The organism is Salinimicrobium maris (assembly GCF_049680855.1).
Lineage (GTDB): Bacteria > Bacteroidota > Bacteroidia > Flavobacteriales > Flavobacteriaceae > Salinimicrobium.
Window position 1 is genome coordinate 1,061,126 of the sequence record NZ_JBMPGS010000002.1, and the last position, 14,567, is coordinate 1,075,692.

Below are 14,567 nucleotides of genomic sequence, written 5' to 3' on the forward strand. Positions count from 1 at the left end.
ATTCCCTGTTTAAATGTCAAGCTATGCAAAAATTTTTCTTTTACTTAAGATGTACTTGTAAATCAATAGGTTGAGCAGGATAAGTTCCATTCCGTAGAAAGTGTCTTCAACAGGAATTGTCCCAATCCTGAAGTTCATAAATTCGTTGCTATTGTACCATACCACTTCTTCCTCAATCCCCGTTCCCGTAAGCACCCCATTTACCAGGAAAAACGGAATAAGCAAAACAGCATAAATCACATAGAATTTCCCCAACCATTTCACCCGAAGAACCCATTTTGCAACAGCAAGCAGCGCCGCAAAGCTCAAAAATGTGGTTACAGTATATAATTTATTAAAGTACAGCATTCCGAAGCCCAAAAGGAGAATGATCAAAGTAAGCGTGACAAATTTTTCTGTTTTTCCCCACAGCATGTCTCCCATAAAGATGTCAAGGCAATGATATGTAAAAACGCAGGCGTAAGGAATGCAGAAGAAAAAAAGAATTTCCTCAATGGGAAGGTTAAAAATTTCCACTCCAACCAGGTACCGCGGATTAAATCCCCAAATACCCAGATGGGTAAAATAAATATCCCAGGCTATGAAAATAATTCCTGAAATAAATACAGCCGGGAAAAAAGCACCCCAGGTTTTATGGAAATTAAGCTTGGGGTGAAATGAGAAAAGAAAGGGAATAATAATAGTCAGGAAATTGACCAGCAGATAGGTGAAATTCATTTTCCTGTTTTTTGTCCCTGAAAATATTTCACCGGTACCCAAAGCATTCCAAAACACTCTCCGTCTTCCTTACCAATATGCTTATGGTGCATTTTATGGGCTCTTCTTATCCCTTTGAAATACGGGTTATCTGCTTTGCGAAGTAATTTGAATCTTTGATGAATAAAAATGTCGTGAACTACAAAATAAGCTATTCCATATAGCGTAATTCCCAGCCCAATCCAGAACAGGTAATTATACCCATTTTCCATTCCGAAATAAAGACATAGAATTCCCGGAATTGCAAAAATTAAAAAAAAGAAGTCGTTGTGTTCAAAAAAACCTGAAGATTCTTTTTTGTGATGATCTTTATGCAGAGTCCAAAGCAGGCCATGCATAATATACTTATGTGTAAACCAGGCAATACCTTCCATTGCCAGAAAAGCTGCCAGAACTATGAGTATATCAAAAAAAACTGCCATAAGTTTAATTTACTAAAATCTGATTTATTTCTCAATTTTTTATCATTTCTTTCTCTCTGGTTGAGAGAGCGTCATTCTCCATAAGAAAGTCAAGAACAGCATTTTTTAGGCTAAGATCCTCCATATTAGAAAGCCTATTGATCAAGAACTGTTGATCTTCTTCCACATCGTCTTTATAACTTAAAAATGAAGGTGCCTGGGTTTGGGCCGAATATCTCAAAAACCTCAATTCCACATTATCCCGGTCCATTTCAATTGCATCATTCAATATTCCTTTTCCTTCTTTAAAAAGTGACATTTTCTTAAACGGACTAAAAACATGCTTTGCCATGATCATAGTTGCCACTCCTTTGTACCCCAGCCAAAGAGGCTCTTTTTCAAAAGGTTCTAAAATGCTGATCATTTTCTCACAAGCTTGCTCATTTCCAGGTGCCTGCTTATACAGAGCTCTTATCTCATCAAGATCTGGATCTGCCGAACCTGAATGAAGACTAAATAAGAAGATTAACATCAAAAACTTCATACGATTCTCATCTTACATTCTACCAGGCTGTTTAGCATTAGCTGCATTTTTTTCCCATTATTAATACGTATCCTTTCCTGCATGATGCGTTGTGCAGGTAATTTTTTGATCTTATTAAATAATGCGCGATAGTAAACATAGGCCAGGTAAACTCCCCCTTTAGAAGAAGCCGGCAACTTTCTTATTCCACAGAGTGCAATGACGAAATCTTCTTCAATCTCCTCCTCTATTTTTTGTTTTTCCACTTTCGAAAAATTGGAAAGGTCAACATCGGGAAAATAGCTTCTTCCAAGGGATTGATAATCTTCTTTTAAATCCCTTAGAAAGTTCACTTTTTGAAAAGCAGCACCAAGTTTCATGGCATAATCCTCCAGCTCATGGTACTGCTTCATATTTCCTTCGGTAAAGACATGAAGACACATAAGCCCCACCACTTCTGCAGAACCAAGAATGTATTCCTTGTACTTCTCCGGCGTATAATCAACCTTTTTCAGGTCCATTTCCATGCTATTCAAAAATTTTTCGATGAGCTCCACATTAATATTATAGTCATGTACCGCCTGCTGAAAAGAATTCAGAATTGGATTTACAGAAATTTTATGCTCTAAAGCCTCATAAGTATCTATTTTTAACTGGGACAGCATATACTCCTGGTCATATCCCTCAAAGCTATCTACGATTTCATCAGCTAGGCGCACAAAACCATAAATGGCATAAATAGCACCTCTTAACCGGCTGTGCAAAAAGTAGATGCCGAGTGAAAAACTGGTGCTATAGGTTTGGGTAGTACATTTGCTGACCTGCGCCGACAAATTATCATACAGTGACTTCATTCTTCTGATTTTTGAGGTATTTCATTAATTGTTCTGCGGCTATTTTACCGGAAATAAGGGATGGCGGTACGCCTGGTCCTGGCACTGTTAACTGCCCCGCATAAAATAAGTTCCTGACCTTCTTATTTCTGATCTTTGGCTTGAGTACAGCTGTTTGGCGTAGGGTATTTGCCAGTCCGTAGGCGTTTCCTTTGTACGAATGATAATCTGCAATAAAATCACTCACACAATAACTTCTCTTGTAATCTACAAATTGTTCAATTTCTTCCCCCACCTGATCTTCCAGGCGCTGCATCATGATCTTATAATATTTCTCCCGCAACTCTTCACCATCTTCCAGCCCCGGTGCAAGGGGCATAAGTAAAAATAGGTTTTCGTGGCCTTCGGGCGCAACGCTGTTATCGTTTTGAGAAGGACAACAGACATAAAATAAAGGCTTCTCAGGCCATTTTGGATGCTTGTAAATTTCTTCTGAATGCTGAAAAAGTTCCTCTTCAAAAAAGAGGGTGTGATGCCTGATATTTTTCAGCTTTTTGGAAAGACCTAAATAATAAATCAGGCACGAGGGAGCCAACGTCCTGGAATCCCAGTAAGATTCACTGTAATTCCGGAGAGAAGCCGGTAATAACTCCTTTTCCACGTGATGATAATCTGCAGCAGCGACCACAGCATCAAATTTTAATTCAGTGCCATTCACTTTAATTCCGCTTGCTTTTCTGTTCTGAACAAGAATCTCTTCAACGGCAGCGTTAAAGTGGAATTGCACACCTTTCTCTTTTCCCACCTTCATCATTGCTTCTATAACTTTACCAAAGCCACCCATGGGGTACCAGGTTCCAAGGGTCAATCCTGCATAATTCATGAGGCTGTAAAGCGCCGGAGTGTCTTGTGGCATCGCCCCCAGAAACAACACCGGAAATTCCATTAATGCAATCAACTTCGGGTTTGAAAAGTATTTTCGAATATGTTTACTAAAGGAAGAAAAAACCTGAAGCCTAAAAGCACCTTTTATGAAATCTACATCGGCAAATTCGGTTAAAGAAAGCCCCGGCATATAAACCAGGTCTTTCATGCCTTTGTCATACTTGAATTTTGCTTCTTTCATAAAGGCCATCAATTTCTTTGAGCTGCCTTCTTCTATAGAGTCAAAAAGTTCACAGAGTTTAGAAAAGTCGTCTGGTACCGGAAGCGTTTCTTTCTTATCAAAAATGATTTCAAACGCAGGATCCAGCAACTTTAGATCATATAGATCCTTTACAGAATACCCGAAATCTCCAAAGAACTTTTCAAATACATCGGGCATCCAATACCAGCTGGGGCCCATATCAAAAGTATAACCATTTGAAGTTTCAAACTGCCGGGCACGGCCGCCACCACTGGAATTTTTCTCATAGATATGTACCTCATGACCTTCAGAAGAAAGATATGCCGCCGCACTTAATCCTGAAAAACCCGAACCAATTACTGCTATTTTAGCCATTTTTTAATCTTTTTTAGCTTTGACCGGCTTGTTTAATTCCTTTTCAAGGCTGGCTACAGAATTTAAAAATTTTGTTTGAGATCTGGTTTTAAGTTGACCTAAAAGCTTCTTGTTACCCGATAGATATATCTCCTGCCCGGGTAATTTATTTTCCATGGAGGAAATATATTCCTGTGCGTCTTCCGGCAAATCAAAATGAACAAGGAAAAACAGAATTTTATCAGGTAAAGTATCCTGTGCTGCTTCTATCATAGAATCAAATGGAAGATTAGCTCCCAGGTAATTTACTTTTTTTCCTGCAGATTTTATAAGATAACTGGCAAGTAACAATCCTATTTCATGAAATTCGTTTTCCGGAAGGAATAACAACCAGGATTCACTTGCAGGTTCTGCAGGTGGTAACGCATCAATTGCGGTGAACATTTTTTGCCGAAGTAAATTACTAATAAAATGTTCACGTGCTGGCGGCACCGTATTCCCCGCCCACATGAGCCCAAGGCGATTTAGCATAGGATAAATTACCTCAAGATAGGCATCTCTAACTCCATACCTCAAAAGGCAATGGGAAAACATCTTTTCGAAGTGAGGCTCATCAAAATCCATCCCGGCAGCTATAAGCTGGGAAATAAAAAATTCATTGATTTCATTGCCCCGATGTTTTTCTTCATATTCACGAATAAGAGAGAAAATCTTTTCATCGGGCATAGAGCCAATCTGTGATATTTTATATCCAGATTGCGTAAGAGTTACGATGTTAAGCAACCTTCGCAACTGTGAATTATCATAATACCTTGTATTTCCGGTAGAGCGATTTGGCTCCAGTGCCTTGTACCGCTGCTCCCATACTCTTATGGTATGTGCTTTAATGCCTGAAAATTTCGAAAGCTGCGAAATTGAAAATTGATCCATTTGTTTAGCTTGTTACAAACAAATTTAAACAAGAAAACGGGATCATAACCTCAATTAAGATAAAATTAGCAGATGATTCTATTGAAAATCATACACTAACTTAGCAAAATTTCTTTTACATCCTATTACAACTAAAAAAAGTGTTTAAAATAAAGCGCTTTTTGCTGCTCCTGAAATGTGATCTTAATAACTCTTCAAAAATGTGCTTTTCAGGGATAATTCTTAAATTTGCCTTTTCTTATGGAAGATAGAAAACATACAAATAAAGAGGTATTAAGCAAAGGCATTAAGTTGATGGCAGCCTCCTTACCTCTTGCATTCATTGGTCCTGTAGTACTTTTTAGCAGTTTTAAGAATCAGGATCATCCTTATTTTATTCCTGTACTCATTCTTGCACTACTGGCAATGAGCGGGGCCATCCTATTGATGTTCCTGGGGATAAAAAAGATCATGAAATCACTTTTTGACTAATTTTTTGAAGTTTTTTGGCTTTACGAAGCGAAAATGGAGAAATGAAGAGCAAATTTTCTAATACCATTGTTTAATCACAGCACATCTTGGAAAATGCTATCTTTGACAAAAAATTTCACTTGAAAACCACATTTTTAGCTCTCTTTCTGGTTCTTACTTCTTTCCTAAATGCACAGGAGAATTATAATATTAAAGGCGTTGTAAAAGATGCTGCTAATAACGAAAAGCTTTCGGGCGTTAATATTCTTTTTCCCGATCTAGGCACAGGAACCACCACAAATGATTATGGATTTTACTCTATAAAAGTTCCGGAAGGAACCCACACTGTTACTGTGACTTACTTAGGTTATACCTCAATTTCGCGGGAAATTTTAGTTTCAGAAAACACGACATTCGATTTTGATCTTGAGGAAACTTCCGAAAACCTGGAAGAAGTGATCATCACCGAAAATGTAGAGCGGCTTAACATTAAGAGCCCCGAAATGAGTGTCAATAAACTGGAAATTAGCACCATACAGAAGTTACCGGTAGTCTTTGGGGAAGTGGACATCGTAAAATCCTTGTTGCTGTTACCCGGCGTTTCCAATGCCGGTGAAGGTTCTTCGGGCTTCAACGTGCGTGGCGGTGCGGCAGATCAAAACCTGATACTGCTGGACGAAGCGACAATTTATAATGCTTCACACCTGTTCGGACTTTTTTCTGTCTTTAATCCCGATGCAATTAAAAATCTGAAGCTCTATAAAGGGGGAATTCCGGCAGAATTTGGTGGAAGAGTTTCTTCAGTGCTTGACATTTATCAAAAAGACGGGAACAGCAAAAAGTTTGAAGCAAGAGGGGGAATTGGCCTTATTTCGAGTCGGCTGTTGGCTGAAGGTCCGCTGGTAAAAGACAAAGGTTCTTTTCTTATTGGGGGCCGAAGTTCTTATGCTCATTTATTTCTGAAACTTACAGATAACGACAACTCAGCTTATTTCTACGATCTGAATACGAAACTGAGCTACCGTCTTGATGATGAAAACACCTTCCTTTTCTCTGGTTATTTTGGAAGGGATGTATTCAATATTTCTGATAGCTTTAATAACCTCTACGGCAATGCGGTGTTCAATTTGCGTTGGAATCATGTAATGACAGATAATGTTTTCACGAATTTAAGCATGATCTACAGTGATTACTACTATGGATTAACTCTGGATTTTGTAGGTTTCAACTGGAATAGCGGAATTAAAAACTTTAATCTGAAGTACGATATTGATCATTATCTCAACGAAAATCTAGAATTAAATTATGGCATTCAAAATACCTATTATGAATTTAATCCCGGAGAAATAGAACCAAATTCCGAAAGTTCAGGAATTAATTACCAGGAACTCATAAAGAAATATGCTTTTGAAAGTGCAGCTTACCTCTCATTTCAGCATACTTTTTCTGATAATTTTTCGGCAGAATATGGTTTAAGATATAGTACGTTTTTTCGACTGGGACAGGAAGAATTAAACCTGTACGAAAATGATCGTGCGGTGAGCTATAATCCTACTTTTGGCATATATGAATCTGTTGAACCCATAGATACCAAATCGCTTTCCAGGGGTAAAACAGAAAAATTCTTCGGAAACCTGGAACCGCGATTATCCATGTCTTATAGCTTTAATGATAACCAGTCGGTAAAAATGAGCTACAACAGGATGACGCAGTATTTGCATTTGATCACAAATACAAGTTCCCCCACCCCTCTTGATGTATGGGCTCCCAGCGGAAAATATATCGATCCGCAGCGACTCGACCAGTATGCTGTTGGTTATTTTCAGAATTTAAAAAATGAATTATTTTCGGTGGAAATAGAAGCGTTTTATAAAAAATTACAAAACCGCCTGGATTATATAGACGGCGCAAATTTAGTGGCAAATGATGCCATTGAGCAGGTTTTACTGGAAGGAGAAGCACGGGCTTACGGTCTTGAACTCCTGCTTAGGAAGAACAGAGGTGGTTTTTCCGGATGGCTGGCTTACACCCTCTCTCGATCAGAACAACGCACTCCTGGTAGAACTCCAAACGAACCAGGAATTAATAAGGGCGTATGGTACAATACTTCGTACGACAAAACGCATGACCTTTCTCTAACCACAACTTATGAACTAAGCCAAAAATGGCAGTTAAGCTCTAACTTTATTTTTCAAACCGGCTTGCCCACCACTTATCCAACAGCCCAATATAAATTCGAGAATCTCAATATTCCGGTTTATTCTGCTCGAAACAGCAACAGGTTACCTGCATATCACCGCCTTGATATTTCTGCCACCTATACGCCTAATCCTTCCAAAAGGAAAGGTTACCAGTCTTCCTGGAACTTTGGAATTTATAACCTTTACAATAGAAGGAATGCAGTTTCGCTGAGTTTTAGAGAGAATGAAGATACGAGAGTCAATGAAGCCGTTCGGCTTTCGCTTTTTGGAATCATTCCTTCAGTTACTTATAATTTTAAATTCTAAAATATGAAGAGTTTCAAAAATGGCATTTTAGCATTCCTTTTATTACTATCTGCCGCAAGTTGTGAAGAGGTGGTAGAGGTAGATCTGGAAGAATCTGAACCAAGACTGGTCATTGAAGCTTCACTGGTGTGGAATGAAGTAGACCTTCAAACACCTCTATATGTTAAACTAAGCACAACCGCTCCTTATTTTGATGAAGAAATTCCACCCGTGGAAAATGCGGTGGTTAGCATACATGACGGCTTTGGAAATAAATACTTTTTTTCTGAAATAGAACCAGGACTTTATAGGAATGACGGTTTCCTTCCAAATACCGATGCAACTTACGAGCTAGAGGTTGCTTACAATGAAGAAGTTTACTTTGCAACTGCGTCTTTTATAACTTCTCCTGAAATAGAAGAAATTGAACAGGACAACAACGGCGGATTTACAGGAGATGAAATAGAAATACGAGCCTATTTTACAGATCCTGTTGGGAAAGGCGACCATTACTTATTTCGATTTTACAACGAAGACCTGTCTTTTCAAATATATGATGACGAACTCATTGATGGAAACCGCAGCTTTGCATTTTTCAGTAATGAGGATCTTGAATCGGGAGACGAAGTAATTCTTGAGCTCCAGGGTATTTCTAAACAATTCTACGAATATCTATTTCTGCTACGTTCACAGGCAGGAACAGGCGGCGGTCCATTTCAAACACAGCCTACGCTTGTGAGAGGAAATATAATTAACCTTACCAACCCTGATAATTTTCCCTTCGGATTTTTTCGGATGTCAGAAAAGGATGTTTTAAACTATCAGGTGCAGTAAGGTTTAAAAAGAGCATTTTTGACAAATTTTCTGCGGAAAGCAAATTCTTCAGAAAGCGCTTCAAAAATGCCTTTTTTGGATGTTTTTGCAGCAAGATTTCTGTATTATTTTCCTGACAAATTTTCTACCTTCTCAAAATATTCTCTTTGCAACTGAAGCGTTGTTGTATCCTGTTTCACAGCACGAAGCCCTTCCACGATAGACCGCACATTGTCATCTGTTATCATTTTCCCGAGTTCGGCAGTTGCGACACCACCATCACCAGCATAATGCAGCGGATATGAACCATGCCACCAGATTGCAGTATAAACATTGGGAAGATCTGCCAGCCTTCCCTGGTTTGCGCCAGATTCGGTTTTTGCACGGTCAAGATGAACAAGCTCCGGCCGCATGTGCAGTAAAATCGAAGTTTCATTTTCACCTCCATGCAGATCGTTAGAGGCGTTCGATTTCCTCATTTTTGACACTTTCTCCCTCACAGCCTCCTCCATTTCAGGTTCATGAAAGAAAACGGCATAATCTCTATTCTTCTCCAATTGGGTTTGAATAAAATATCTCAACAACTGCGGATTTCCGCCGTGACCATTTATAATAAATATTTTTTCAAAACCATTTCGGGCAATCTCGTCACAAGTAGCCTGCAGCATGTCCAGAGTCAACTCTGTAGGCAGGGAAAAAGTACCTTGAATATGTTTGGCTTCATTTACCTGTCCATAAAAATAGTCTGGAAAAATTACAGCATACTCCTGTTCCGCAGCCATCTTTGCCAGCTGTCTTATACGTATCAGGTCAGATCCAATTGGAGCGTGAGGACCATGTTTTTCCAAGATTCCTATTGGAAGTATTATTGTCTTGTTAGATTTTTCGAGTGCTAGCGACCAGTCACTGGCAGTAAGCTCATCCCATCTCGCCGGAATTTCCTGAGCTGATAGATTAAAAGAAAGGCAAAGAAGCAATAGCACAACAAATGGTTTCATAGTTGGTTGGTTTTTATAGTGAATCCTACTAATTTATTATAAAATGAGCTAAAAACCCAAAATTGATCCTACTAGGACTAAGAAAATTAAAAAAGGTGGAAAAAGATTCAAGCTATTTCACAATTTTCCAGGTTCCGCAAATGAGGAAAATCTTTATATTTATTGCCTGCCGCAAACCTGCAATAAGTTGAGCAGCTAATTCAAGATGATTAGTCCCTCACTCCCTTCCAGAGTTGCTCACGAATGAAAGATATTTACTATCAGGTGACCAGGAAGGAACATTGATGGTTCCCTGTCCACCATATAGGTAAGCGATTACTTTGGGCGCGCCACCAGATGTTGGCATGAGGTTAAGGGTAACCCTTTTAAAAGAAGGATGGGCATTCACAGGGATTTTGGCAGGAAAGGATATATATGCAATCCATTTTCCGTCGGGCGAAATATGCGGGAACCAATCATTGCGTGCATCGAATGTCAATTGTTCCTTAGCCGAACCATCTGGCTTCATTCGCCATATTTGCATTGTTCCGGAAGCGCTGCTATTGTAATAAACAAATTTTCCGTCAGGGGAATATTCACAGCCATCTACATGTTCCCCTTCCCCCGTAGAAGTTAACTGTACTTCTTTACCTTCATATATTGATTTCCTGTATATATCGTAAGTAGAATTGCCCTCCCTTGTAGCTACGTAAACTACTTCATCATTGCTGGGGGCCCAGCCATGCCAGTAAGAAGGTGCCTGAGGAGTGACAAGACGTGGCGTTCCTCCCTCTAAAGGAAGAACATAAACCTTAGAACCTTCACCATCGGCATGATGACTTATAGCAAGCATTTTACCGTCAAAGGAAATCCCATGATCATTGTTAAGATTATCGGCAAAACCGGTATTCAATTTTTCAGGTTTCCCTCCTGCTACCGGAATGATATATAAAGAACCCTCCATATTAAAGAGGAGTTCTTCTCCACCAGGCATCCAGTTTGGTGCTTCAAAGCGATCATCCTTTTGATAAATGACCTTTCGCATTCCACTCTCTACATCTAAAGTTTCAAGGCGGCAGCCTAACCAACCTTTCTTTCCGGGATCATAATCATCTAATACTGGCTTATCTATCCTAACGTTCCAGAATTTGGCGGGTTGAACCTGCTTGCCCTCCTCAGACATATTAAACAATCCAACCAGCACCTCCCCTTCCAGCGCTTTTATTTTTCTCTGACTAATTTTCTGTAAAGGTTCTCCAAAATGGGCTGCTCTCATAATAATGTCCTCACCTTTACGCTCCAACTGAAGAATGTCGTAACTGGTTTTTGGTGAAGATATTTGTCTTTGGGAATCTCTACTCGTATCTTCTACTTCCCGCCATTCAAAAAATGTAGTTCCGTTTCCCGTCAGACTTGCACTGGCATGTGCCTCATCTTCTTCTATAGTCTTCCTTATCATCAATCCTGCCTTATGTCCGCTAGCATTGGCTATATAATCAATATGAGCGGTAAATATGAAATCCCCTTGCAGTTTGTTGTACACATACATATTCCCGCTACTTCGCATTGCTGGACTCGTGCTGTCATGATTTAAGGTGTAGATTTGAGTTGAAGGATTATAGGTGACATTTCTAAAATTTTCCGTAGCCCCAATGTTCCGGTTATGGGAGAAGATACCAACGGAATTTTCCTGGGCAGGCAATGTAATTATTGTAAAAAAGAAAAGAATTGATAAGTAAGACTTCATTTTATAAGATTTTTCCGGCAATTTCGCACCATTGTAGATGATGCTCATAACATTCAAATACCAGTAATTCCTTACCAGATTAGAACAGTTTTACCTTTGTTGAAATTACTTAAATATAGCTCATCTTACAATAAGTAACAAAAGCATTGAAAAGGGGAGGCTGTTTTTTTATTTACCATGCAGTTCTCTCTAGGTATTTCTCTTCTTTTTGTTTCACTTTACTCCATAAAAAAACCCTTCATCAAATTCATGATGAAGGGTTTAAAAAAAAGGCGGCGACATACTCTCCCACGAGATGCAGTACCATCTGCGCTAACGGGCTTAACTTCTCTGTTCGGAATGGGAAGAGGTGAGCCCCGTTGCTATAACCACCTTAAGTCTTTAGTGTGCAGTCCTAAGTCTTCAGTAAACAGTAAAAAAGGTACTGTTAACTGTGACTAAATAACTGCCAACTCTAATATTGTTGACATAATTGAAGAATAAAAATGAAGAAAACATGTGTTAAGCAAAGTGTTTAAAGCTTTAGGTTGTTCCTCCGGCCCTCTTGTTCCCCTTTGGGGGCTAGGGGGCCGGAAGTGCACTAAGCTGTACGGATTATTAGTATCACTCGGCTATGACATTGCTGCCTTTACACCTGTGACCTATCAACGTGGTGGTCTCCCACGATCCTTTAAAGAAATCTCATCTTGTGGTGGGTTTCGCGCTTATATGCTTTCAGCGCTTATCCCTTCCCAACGTAGCTACCCAGCAGTGCTCCTGGCGGAACAACTGGTACACCAGAGGTTAGTCCAACTCGGTCCTCTCGTACTAGAGNTGTGGTGGGTTTCGCGCTTATATGCTTTCAGCGCTTATCCCTTCCCAACGTAGCTACCCAGCAGTGCTCCTGGCGGAACAACTGGTACACCAGAGGTTAGTCCAACTCGGTCCTCTCGTACTAGAGTCAGATCCACTCAAATTTCTAACGCCCACTGTAGATAGAGACCGAACTGTCTCACGACGTTCTGAACCCAGCTCGCGTGCCACTTTAATGGGCGAACAGCCCAACCCTTGGGACCTTCTCCAGCCCCAGGATGTGACGAGCCGACATCGAGGTGCCAAACCCCCCCGTCGATGTGAGCTCTTGGGGGAGATCAGCCTGTTATCCCCGGAGTACCTTTTATCCTTTGAGCGATGGCCCTTCCATGCGGAACCACCGGATCACTATGCTCTACTTTCGTACCTGATCGACCTGTATGTCTCTCAGTCAAGCTCCCTTATGCCATTGCACTCTACGCACGGTTACCAAGCGTGCTGAGGGAACCTTTAGAAGCCTCCGTTACTCTTTTGGAGGCGACCACCCCAGTCAAACTACCCACCAAGCACTGTCCTTCAAGTACATGAAGTTAGGCTTCGAACAAGTAAAGGGTGGTATTTCAACAATGACTCCACACCGCCTGGCGACGGCGCTTCAAAGTCTCCCACCTATCCTACACATCACTTGTCCAAAGTCAATACTAAGCTATAGTAAAGGTTCACGGGGTCTTTTCGTCCCACAGCGGGTAATCGGCATCTTCACCGATACTACAATTTCACCGAGCTCATGGCTGAGACAGTGTCCAGATCGTTGCACCATTCGTGCAGGTCGGAACTTACCCGACAAGGAATTTCGCTACCTTAGGACCGTTATAGTTACGGCCGCCGTTTACTGGGGCTTCAATTCAATGCTTCGCTAATGCTAACATCTCCTCTTAACCTTCCAGCACCGGGCAGGTGTCAGGCCCTATACATCATCTTTCGATTTAGCAGAGCCCTGTGTTTTTGATAAACAGTCGCCTGGACCTCTTCACTGCGGCCCATCCGAAGATGGGCGACCTTTCTCCCGAAGTTACAGGTCTATTTTGCCTAGTTCCTTAGCCATGAATCTCTCGAGCACCTTAGAATTCTCATCCCAACTACCTGTGTCGGTTTGCGGTACGGGCTGCTTTAATCGCTTTTCTTGGAAGTCGATCCTCAGGATTATCACCGCCGCCGTAGCTTTGGTGTACTATCGGAGTGTTACCACTTCCTTCAACGCACTATTCCGTCAGTGCGCACCTAATTCTCGCCTCCGTCACTTTTAACGTAAAGCAGGTACCAGAATATTAACTGGTTGTCCATCGACTACCCCTTTCGGGTTCGCCTTAGGCCCCGACTAACCCTCAGCTGATTAGCATAGCTGAGGAAACCTTAGTCTTTCGGTGTGCGGGTTTCTCGCCCGCATTATCGTTACTTATGCCTACATTTTCTTTTGTAACCAATCCAGCATACCTCGCAGTACACCTTCTACTTTGTTACAATGCTCCCCTACCACTTACAACTTATGTTGCAAATCCATAGCTTCGGTAATATGTTTATGCCCGATTATTATCCATGCCGAACCGCTCGACTAGTGAGCTGTTACGCACTCTTTAAATGAATGGCTGCTTCCAAGCCAACATCCTAGCTGTCTAAGCAGTTCAACCGCGTTTATTCAACTTAACATATATTTGGGGACCTTAGCTGATGGTCTGGGTTCTTTCCCTCTCGGACATGGACCTTAGCACCCATGCCCTCACTGATTAAAAACATTTTATAGCATTCGGAGTTTGTCAGGAATTGGTAGGCGGTGAAGCCCCCGCATCCAATCAGTAGCTCTACCTCTATAAAACTATTTAATCGCTGCACCTAAATGCATTTCGGGGAGTACGAGCTATTTCCGAGTTTGATTGGCCTTTCACCCCTACCCTCAGGTCATCCCAAGACTTTTCAACGTCAACGGGTTCGGTCCTCCACTATGTGTTACCACAGCTTCAACCTGCCCAAGGGTAGATCACACGGTTTCGCGTCTAACACTACCAACTACAGCGCCCTATTCAGACTCGCTTTCGCTACGGCTCCAGGTCTTAAACCCTTAACCTTGCTGGCAACGTTAACTCGTAGGCTCATTATGCAAAAGGCACGCCGTCACCCCAAAGGGCTCCGACCGCTTGTAAGCGTATGGTTTCAGGATCTATTTCACTCCCTTGTTCAGGGTTCTTTTCACCTTTCCCTCACGGTACTGGTTCACTATCGGTCTCTCAGGAGTATTTAGCCTTAGCGGATGGTCCCGCCAAATTCATACAGGGTTTCTCGTGCCCCGCACTACTCAGGATACCACTATGGTTTATGATCTTT

At 41.0% G+C, this 14,567-nt stretch carries 11 protein-coding genes and 2 rRNA genes; 3 read left to right on the plus strand and 10 right to left on the minus strand.

Features of this window, described 5'->3' with window-relative positions:
* Nucleotides 1-21: 21 nt before the first annotated feature.
* From ACOV1Q_RS10310 to ACOV1Q_RS10335, 6 genes are read right to left on the minus strand one after another with little or no spacing between them, the layout of a single operon-like run.
* Complete coding sequence (locus tag ACOV1Q_RS10310; protein WP_424494296.1) at nucleotides 22-717, minus strand: lycopene cyclase domain-containing protein; 696 nt, start codon at nucleotides 715-717, stop codon at nucleotides 22-24.
* Nucleotides 714-1,178 (minus strand): sterol desaturase family protein, encoded by a 465-nt coding sequence (locus ACOV1Q_RS10315; protein ID WP_424494297.1) that lies wholly within the window; start codon nucleotides 1,176-1,178, stop codon nucleotides 714-716. Before ACOV1Q_RS10315 ends, ACOV1Q_RS10310 begins: the two co-directional genes overlap by 4 nt.
* Before the next feature lie 31 nt (nucleotides 1,179-1,209).
* Nucleotides 1,210-1,701: a hypothetical protein gene (locus ACOV1Q_RS10320; protein WP_424494298.1), complete on the minus strand. Its 492-nt coding sequence runs from the start codon at nucleotides 1,699-1,701 to the stop codon at nucleotides 1,210-1,212.
* On the minus strand, nucleotides 1,698-2,534 hold the full coding sequence (locus tag ACOV1Q_RS10325; protein ID WP_424494299.1) for a phytoene/squalene synthase family protein: 837 nt from the start codon (nucleotides 2,532-2,534) through the stop codon (nucleotides 1,698-1,700). Before ACOV1Q_RS10325 ends, ACOV1Q_RS10320 begins: the two co-directional genes overlap by 4 nt.
* Entirely contained in the window at nucleotides 2,518-4,014 is a 1,497-nt protein-coding gene (locus ACOV1Q_RS10330; RefSeq protein WP_424494300.1) for a phytoene desaturase family protein, read from the minus strand. Before ACOV1Q_RS10330 ends, ACOV1Q_RS10325 begins: the two co-directional genes overlap by 17 nt.
* Nucleotides 4,015-4,017: 3 nt before the next feature.
* On the minus strand, nucleotides 4,018-4,923 hold the full coding sequence (locus tag ACOV1Q_RS10335; RefSeq protein WP_424494301.1) for a MerR family transcriptional regulator: 906 nt from the start codon (nucleotides 4,921-4,923) through the stop codon (nucleotides 4,018-4,020).
* 240 nt (nucleotides 4,924-5,163) lie between these two features.
* On the opposite strand from ACOV1Q_RS10335, the gene ACOV1Q_RS10340 reads away from it, so the two are divergent.
* From ACOV1Q_RS10340 to ACOV1Q_RS10350, 3 genes are all read left to right on the plus strand, one after another.
* On the plus strand, nucleotides 5,164-5,394 hold the full coding sequence (locus ACOV1Q_RS10340) for a DUF6095 family protein (protein WP_424494302.1): 231 nt from the start codon (nucleotides 5,164-5,166) through the stop codon (nucleotides 5,392-5,394).
* A 119-nt stretch (nucleotides 5,395-5,513) separates the two neighbouring features.
* Nucleotides 5,514-7,880, plus strand: a complete 2,367-nt coding sequence (locus tag ACOV1Q_RS10345; protein ID WP_424494303.1) for a TonB-dependent receptor — start codon at nucleotides 5,514-5,516, stop codon at nucleotides 7,878-7,880.
* Between the two features lie 3 nt (nucleotides 7,881-7,883).
* Entirely contained in the window at nucleotides 7,884-8,693 is an 810-nt protein-coding gene (locus ACOV1Q_RS10350) for a DUF4249 domain-containing protein (RefSeq protein WP_424494304.1), read from the plus strand.
* Between the two features lie 104 nt (nucleotides 8,694-8,797).
* Here the strand turns inward: ACOV1Q_RS10350 and ACOV1Q_RS10355 are convergent, their stop codons facing one another.
* The 4 genes from ACOV1Q_RS10355 to ACOV1Q_RS10370 all read right to left on the minus strand — a co-directional run.
* Nucleotides 8,798-9,670, minus strand: a complete 873-nt coding sequence (locus ACOV1Q_RS10355; protein WP_424494305.1) for a creatininase family protein — start codon at nucleotides 9,668-9,670, stop codon at nucleotides 8,798-8,800.
* A gap of 217 nt (nucleotides 9,671-9,887) precedes the next feature.
* Complete coding sequence (locus tag ACOV1Q_RS10360) at nucleotides 9,888-11,396, minus strand: TolB family protein (protein WP_424494306.1); 1,509 nt, start codon at nucleotides 11,394-11,396, stop codon at nucleotides 9,888-9,890.
* Between the two features lie 267 nt (nucleotides 11,397-11,663).
* Nucleotides 11,664-11,772, minus strand: a 5S ribosomal RNA gene (gene rrf / locus ACOV1Q_RS10365).
* Between the two features lie 200 nt (nucleotides 11,773-11,972).
* Nucleotides 11,973-14,567 (minus strand): 23S ribosomal RNA (locus tag ACOV1Q_RS10370); the annotation flags it as partial.

Bases quoted from the DNA above. Each gene is read 5' to 3' on its own strand.
- ACOV1Q_RS10355 (WP_424494305.1), bottom strand. From the start codon at position 9,670: ATGAAACCATTTGTTGTGCTATTGCTTCTTTGCCTTTCTTTTAATCTA.
- ACOV1Q_RS10330 (WP_424494300.1), bottom strand. From the start codon at position 4,014: ATGGCTAAAATAGCAGTAATTGGTTCGGGTTTTTCAGGATTAAGTGCG.
- ACOV1Q_RS10315 (WP_424494297.1), bottom strand. From the start codon at position 1,178: ATGGCAGTTTTTTTTGATATACTCATAGTTCTGGCAGCTTTTCTGGCA.
- ACOV1Q_RS10310 (WP_424494296.1), bottom strand. From the start codon at position 717: ATGAATTTCACCTATCTGCTGGTCAATTTCCTGACTATTATTATTCCC.
- ACOV1Q_RS10360 (WP_424494306.1), bottom strand. From the start codon at position 11,396: ATGAAGTCTTACTTATCAATTCTTTTCTTTTTTACAATAATTACATTG.
- ACOV1Q_RS10340 (WP_424494302.1), top strand. From the start codon at position 5,164: ATGGAAGATAGAAAACATACAAATAAAGAGGTATTAAGCAAAGGCATT.
- ACOV1Q_RS10335 (WP_424494301.1), bottom strand. From the start codon at position 4,923: ATGGATCAATTTTCAATTTCGCAGCTTTCGAAATTTTCAGGCATTAAA.
- ACOV1Q_RS10320 (WP_424494298.1), bottom strand. From the start codon at position 1,701: ATGAAGTTTTTGATGTTAATCTTCTTATTTAGTCTTCATTCAGGTTCG.
- ACOV1Q_RS10325 (WP_424494299.1), bottom strand. From the start codon at position 2,534: ATGAAGTCACTGTATGATAATTTGTCGGCGCAGGTCAGCAAATGTACT.
- ACOV1Q_RS10350 (WP_424494304.1), top strand. From the start codon at position 7,884: ATGAAGAGTTTCAAAAATGGCATTTTAGCATTCCTTTTATTACTATCT.